This is a genomic window from Streptomyces sp. NPDC057654 (assembly GCF_042800135.1).
Taxonomy (GTDB): Bacteria; Actinomycetota; Actinomycetes; order Streptomycetales; family Streptomycetaceae; genus Streptomyces.
Genome location: NZ_JBHVHQ010001447.1, coordinates 1 through 1,174, shown reverse-complemented (window position 1 = coordinate 1,174; position 1,174 = coordinate 1). Strand labels below are relative to the sequence as shown.

The 1,174-nt window shown below is 69.8% G+C and carries 2 protein-coding genes; both read right to left on the bottom strand.

Annotation, left to right across the window (positions count from 1 at the left end; genetic code table 11):
- Positions 1 to 372 (bottom strand): SRPBCC domain-containing protein (locus ACFU99_RS44260; protein ID WP_384404533.1); only part of this gene is annotated, 372 nt, incomplete at its 3' end.
- Positions 373 to 433: 61 nt separating this feature from the next.
- Entirely contained in the window at positions 434 to 1,090 is a 657-nt protein-coding gene (locus ACFU99_RS44255) for an ArsR/SmtB family transcription factor (protein WP_384404531.1), read from the bottom strand.
- Positions 1,091 to 1,174: the final 84 nt, after the last annotated feature.

Below are 1,174 nucleotides of genomic sequence, written 5' to 3'. Positions count from 1 at the left end.
CTGCCGGAGGGTGTGCAGATAGAAATCGGTGTGCTGGTTGGCGCCGTCGTACTGGTTGTCCCAGTCGTCCACGAAGATGCCGCTGTGCACGTAGCGCACCCAGGAGCCGTGCTCGCGGGGTTCGATGGTGTGGTCGAGCTGGTTGAGCGTCTGGTTCTCGGCGCCCTCGACCTCGACCTCGGAGCGGGCGGTCAGCCGGTGCGGCGGGTCCCAGGCGGTGACGGTGCCGCCGAAGGGCGCGGCGCCGCCCGTGCGCGGCTCGTACTCCACCGGCCACAGCCAGCCGCCCGTGCCGGTGGTGATCGCCTCCCAGACCTGCTCGGGCGACGCCGGGGCCTCGAACTCCCGGACGATCTCGAATTCCTTACCCATGGCGATGTCTCCCGCGGTTCATGTCGGTCACTTGCACTTGCCGATCACTTGCACTTGCCGATCACTTCTCGGCTGCTGCTGATGGTGCTGGTGTTGGTTCGCCCGCCGACCGTGCCCCGGCGGCATCGGCTTCGGCTTCGGCCTTGACAGCCGGGTGCAGGGCGACGACGAGACGGTGCTCCCGCCCGCCCTCGGCCGATTCGCTGTGGTACTTGCGGACCAGCGCCCCGACTCCCCGCGTCAGCTCGTCGACGAACGCGGCCCGGTCGGCGGCGGAGGCGAACCGCACCTCGCCGTCCAGGGCGAACGTCGCGAGCCGCTTGCGGGCCTTGGCCGCCCCCGTGATCAGCGCGCCCACGTCGCGTACGAGCCGCGCGGCGACGGCCAGCAGCCAGCGGGCGGAAAGCTGGTCCCGGAAGCGGGCGGGGTCGGGCTGCACGTCGGGGAGGGCGAGCGGGGAGATCACGTACGAGGCGGCGGTAGCCCGCATCAGCCGTTCCGTGACGCTGCCCTTCCTCCGCTCCCCGAACAGCTCGATCAGACCGTGCCGCTCCAGCGCCTTGAGGTGGTAGTTCACCTTCTGCCGGGCCAGCCCCACCTTGGCGGCCAGCATGGCGGCCGACGCCGGTTCGGCCAGCTCGGCGAGGAGCCGGGCCCGTATCGGGTCGAGCGAGCTCTCGGCGGCCGCGGGGTCCTCGATCACTGTCACGTCCAACATGACCCCACCCTCCCACCGACAATTATTTTTGTCCAGACTCTTTTTCCTGTCTGCGTGCCCAGAGAAAAAGGCGGAGCCCACGAC

Bases quoted from the DNA above. Each gene is read 5' to 3' on its own strand.
- ACFU99_RS44255 (WP_384404531.1), bottom strand. From the start codon at position 1,090: ATGTTGGACGTGACAGTGATCGAGGACCCCGCGGCCGCCGAGAGCTCG.